This window comes from Streptomyces sp. W16 (assembly GCF_033194735.1).
Lineage (GTDB): Bacteria > Actinomycetota > Actinomycetes > Streptomycetales > Streptomycetaceae > Streptomyces.
This window is the reverse complement of the sequence record NZ_JAWOAI010000720.1, coordinates 1-3,955: the sequence shown is the minus strand read 5'-3', so window position 1 is coordinate 3,955 and position 3,955 is coordinate 1. Positions and strand designations below refer to the sequence as shown.

Here is a 3,955-nt window from a genome sequence, read left to right as displayed (position 1 = left end):
GACCAGGCGGAGGCCGATGGGGCCCGTGGCGTGCCGCAACGCGTTGGTCACCAGCTCGCTGACCAGCAGCGCCGCGATGTCGGCGAGGGCACCGAGGTCCCAGTCGCGCAGCTGACCGCGGACGGCCGAGCGCGCGGTGCGGACGGCTCCGGGGTCGGCGGGAAAGGTCCACTCGGCGCAGTCGCCTTCGGTGTCGATCAAGCCGATCACATCCCGGGCCAGCCCAGCACACCCATGTCCGATTTCATGGGTTTAATGGGCACATACCCGATATCAAGGGCCCGGTACCGTCCCGGAGGGCGCACTGTGGCACGAACGGCGTACGCCGAGCCCACCGCACTCCGCCATCCCACCCCCGAACGAGTCCGGCGCGCCCGTCCGCCACGAAATACGGCGAGTTCGGCACACCCGGCTCATCCCGGCCTACGACGAGTTCAGCGCGCCCCGGCATCGAGGAGCGCGAGCGTCTCCCGTACGGCGGGGACGTCCTGGTCGAGCCAGTCGACGGTCCAGACGTCCGCGGGAGCGAGCCAGCGCAGCTCGTCGTGGTCCTGCAGGGGGCAGGGGCGGGGCGAACCGGGGAGCAGGCGGGCCGTCCAGACCTGGAGGACGTAGGGCGGCTTCAGGGGCCACTCCCCCGGGACGCGTGCGACGGTCTCGGCGTCGACGCCGAGTTCCTCGCGGAGTTCGCGCACCAGCGCGGCTTCGGGACGCTCGCCGGGCTCCACCTTGCCGCCGGGGAGTTCCCAGCGCCCGGCCAGCTCGGGGGGTGCGCTGCGGCGCGCGGCGAGCAGTCGGCCGCCGTGGCCGTCTCCGCCGTCGTCGAACAGGGCGGCCCCGACCACCACGATCCGTGTCGTCATGCGCCGGAGCCTACGGGGTGCGTCAGTTGCGGGTGGCGTCCCCGTTCTGCCCGATCCGCTCGACCCAGTAGAGCTGCTTGTGCTTGCGGTCGTCGAGGCTGTCCGCGATCTTCTGTGCCTCGGCGCGGGTCGCGTACCTGCCCACGCGGTAGCGATTGCCGTTGTCGTCCTGCCGTATCACGAGCCAGGGAAGAGTGATCGTGCCGTCGTTCATAGCGCCCCTCCGCTTCCCGCTCGCGGTTCGTGCCGTGCCCCACCCCATAAGGAAACCGCAATCCGCATATGCCGGAGCCTACGCCTAACCTTCACGCAGCGAACACGGCTTTTTACAAAGAGGTACGCAACCAGCCATGACACAGGGGGCGCACGACAACGAACGCGCCGTTGGCGCACCTCGATGCATCCGGTCGGAGGCACGCTACAGGCCCCGTGAGCGACCTGCGAGAAAGACCGGAATCCAACGGCCTTCAAGGCAGGGCGGATCGACCGGTTCCGGCGACAAGTGCCGGGAAAGTTGCGCTACTTCACCTGGAATGCACCCAACGCGCTACTCGGCGCGCTACTTCACGGAAAGTCGGTGCACTACTTGGTGCACTACTTCACGGGAAGGTGGTAGGCGATCCGGTACCGGTCGGCCGGGACCACCACGTCGGCCGTCTCCACCGCACGGCCCGAGGCGTAGTACGTGCGCTGGATGACCAGGACCACATGTCCGGGGACACCGCCCAGCGCGAGCAGCTCCTCGGAGAGGCCAGGCCGGGCGCCGACCTCCTCCGTGACGTTGTCCACGACGACGTCGATGGCCCGCATCCGCTCGACGACCCCCATGCCGCCGAGCGGGCCCTCCTCGGGCAGCATCACGGGCGTACGGCCGGTCACCGCGAGGGGTTCCCAGGACGTGGAGAGCATCATCGTCTCGCCGGCGTCCCGGAACAGGTACTTCGTGCGCATCACGCGCTCGCCGGCCTTGAGGCCGAGCCGCTCGGCGATCGCACCGCCGGCCTCGGTCTGCTCGCTGCTGGACTCCCAGGTGCCGCGCGCCTCGCCGTCGGCCTGCTCCTGCCGGAACGGTGTCGCACCGGCGGGCGGCCGGAACCCGGAGCGGGCGATGCGGCGCGGCACCGGACGCTCACGCACATACGTCCCCGAGCCGGAGCGGCCCTCGACCAGCCCCTCGGCCATCAGCACCTTGCGCGCCTCAAGGGCGACCGTGTCCGAGACGCCGTACTCCTCGCGGATCCTGGCCTGCGAGGGCAGCCGGGTGTGCGGGGGCAGCTGGCCGTCGACGATCTTCTTGCGGAGATCACCCGCGACGCGCAGATACGCCGGCTGCTCACCGAATGTCACTGGCCGCTCCCATCAGGTTGTACAGACAGCAACAGCCTGGCAACCGTGGGTTGTGCCATGCAAGCAAAGGCCAGAGAATCACTCGATGTGATGACTTGTGCCCGGCGTGGGCTTTACCCAGGCAGTTTCTCCCCGCTATAGAAGCCGTCACACCTCCAGGCCGGTATCGCCTCCCCCGCTGTCCCCTCCACCGTCGTCCTCCTCGTACGGGGGCGGGGTCGTGGCGAGCCCCAGAGCCTTGCGGGCGGTGACCGACAGGTGGGGGTCGATGAGCTCGGCGCCCTTGTCGTAGTACCCGTAGAACTCGTCTGCGTCGGAGGCCCCGGCTGCCTTCGCCCACTCCTTCTGCGCCGCCCGCAGGTCCTTGACCAGGTCCGCGACCGGCTTCGCGGAGGCGCCCGGCCACTGATGGCCTTCCAGCAGGTCGGCCTGCTGGGTCAGCGCGGCCGAGACCCGGCCCGCCCAGGCCTTGTGCCCCGGAAGATCGTCCTCGACGTACTGCGCGTCGGGCGCCGAGTCCAGCGCCGCGTTGAGGACGTGGGCCGCCTTCAGATACGCGACCTGGTCCGCGTCGAGGGTCGTGGCGTCGTTGCGCAGCGAACCGCCGGGCAGGCTCGCCTCCTCGTCGGTGTTGCCGAACGCGCAGGTGATCTCGCGGTCGCCCAGGCGCCAGCTCTGCTCGGTCGGGGTGACGTAGTAGATGTCCACGTCGTCGGGCAGGGCCCAGCCGTCCATGGCGTAGGAGTCCTGGAGCGCGTAGCACCTGTCGTCCGCGGTGGCCGTGACCTTCTTGTCCCCCGGGTACGAGCCGCCGCCCATCCGCACGACGGCGAACACCTCGGCGTCGTGCTCGCCGGCGCAGGACACCACGTCGAAGTCGTACGCCATGCCCTCCAGCGAACCGCTGGGCGCGTCGAAGCACTCGCCCTTCACGGGGGAGGCGCTCGCGCTGTCGCCCGTGCTGACCTTGACGTCGTCGAAGAAGCCGGTCGCCGCGCCGGCCACCCCGAGCACCCACAGCACCAGCCCGAACGACGACAGCACGATGCCGGTCACCGCCATGCTCCGGCCGCGCTCGCCCCGCTTCCTGGTCTGGTTCAGCCCGATCAGCCCGAGGACCAGGCCGACGCCCGGAACGCAGCAGAGGATGCCGAGCACCAGGGCGGCGACGGACATGCCGTTCAGGGGCGCGGGATTGGCGTACGGGCTGTAGCCCTGGGGCCAGGTCGGATAGGGCTGGGCGCCGTAGGGGGGCGGCGGACCCTGGGGGTACGGGGTGTACGGGGTCTGCGGCTGTGCCCCGTAAGGGGGTTGGGGTTGCGCGCCGTAAGGAGGTTGGGGCTGTGCCCCGTAAGGGTCCTCCGACGGCGGGGCGTACGGGTTGTACGGGGTGGCGGGCGCCTGTGGGAGAGGAGCCGGGCCCGGGGGCCGGTCCTGGGGGCCTTCGGGGTCCGGGGTGGGCGGCCCTTGGGGCTCCGGCGGCGGGGGTATGGACACGGGTACCGTGCTCCTGGTTCAGGCGGGGGATCTTCGGCGGGAGGGCTGCACCCACGGAGCCGGAGATCTTCAGACGCGGAACTGACGTACGACTCGCGCATGTTAAGCACGAGGTGAACGGGGGCGGAATGCGGGTGACGAAGACGACGGTCCGGGCGGTGAACGCGCTCACCGCGCGGTGGGCCGGGGCCGCCTGCGGGGGCACGGTGTTCTCGGCGGCCGGGGTGTGGCCGCTGCTGGCCCTCCTC

Annotated in this window: 5 protein-coding genes and 1 pseudogene; 1 reads left to right on the top strand and 5 read right to left on the bottom strand. The window is 70.6% G+C overall.

Annotated features, from left to right (window positions below; translation table 11 throughout):
• The 5 genes from R6V09_RS47845 to R6V09_RS47825 form a co-directional block, all read right to left on the bottom strand.
• A partial coding sequence (locus tag R6V09_RS47845; RefSeq protein ID WP_442810273.1) for an ATP-binding protein occupies positions 1-210 on the bottom strand: 210 nt, incomplete at its 3' end.
• Positions 211-434: 224 nt separating this feature from the next.
• Positions 435-863 (bottom strand): (deoxy)nucleoside triphosphate pyrophosphohydrolase, encoded by a 429-nt coding sequence (locus R6V09_RS47840; RefSeq protein ID WP_317887729.1) that lies wholly within the window; start codon positions 861-863, stop codon positions 435-437.
• A 22-nt stretch (positions 864-885) separates the two neighbouring features.
• The gene (locus R6V09_RS47835; protein WP_019072018.1) at positions 886-1,077 is read right to left on the bottom strand and encodes an SPOR domain-containing protein; all 192 of its coding nucleotides are present in this window, start codon (positions 1,075-1,077) and stop codon (positions 886-888) included.
• A gap of 380 nt (positions 1,078-1,457) precedes the next feature.
• Entirely contained in the window at positions 1,458-2,210 is a 753-nt protein-coding gene (locus R6V09_RS47830) for a GntR family transcriptional regulator (RefSeq protein ID WP_317887728.1), read from the bottom strand.
• Between the two features lie 147 nt (positions 2,211-2,357).
• A complete protein-coding gene (locus R6V09_RS47825; protein WP_317887727.1) occupies positions 2,358-3,707 on the bottom strand; it encodes a DUF4190 domain-containing protein in 1,350 nt (449 codons plus the stop codon).
• Positions 3,708-3,835: 128 nt separating this feature from the next.
• Between R6V09_RS47825 and R6V09_RS47820 the strand changes: the two are divergent.
• Positions 3,836-3,955, top strand: a pseudogene (locus R6V09_RS47820) (proteinase inhibitor I4 serpin); the annotation flags it as partial.